This is a genomic window from Mesorhizobium sp. CU3, from assembly GCF_006442965.1.
Classification (GTDB): Bacteria; Pseudomonadota; Alphaproteobacteria; order Rhizobiales; family Rhizobiaceae; genus Mesorhizobium.
Genome location: NZ_VFWX01000067.1, coordinates 1 through 252, shown reverse-complemented (window position 1 = coordinate 252; position 252 = coordinate 1). Strand labels below are relative to the sequence as shown.

The window sequence follows — 252 nt, the reverse complement described above, 5'->3', positions numbered from 1 at the left end:
GTCCGCAACGTCGAGGGCGCCGACTGCAGCAGCTGCTCGCTGAAGAAGGCGATGACCCTGTCGAACAACGTGGTGTTCACCGCGCTCGGCAACGAGGTCGGCCCGCAGGCGGTCGCCGACGCGGCGCGCCAGGCCGGCATCACCGAGAAGCTCGACAACCCGAACTCCGGGCTCGCGCTCGGCAACGTCGAGGTCACGCCCGTCGAGATGGCGGCGGCGTACGCGACGTTCGCCAACGACGGCGTCTACCAC

Annotated in this window: 1 protein-coding gene; it reads left to right on the top strand. The window is 69.8% G+C overall.

Going from position 1 to position 252, the window contains the following annotated elements; genetic code table 11:
- Positions 1-252 (top strand): penicillin-binding transpeptidase domain-containing protein (locus tag FJ988_RS30640; RefSeq protein WP_281407767.1); only part of this gene is annotated, 252 nt, incomplete at both ends.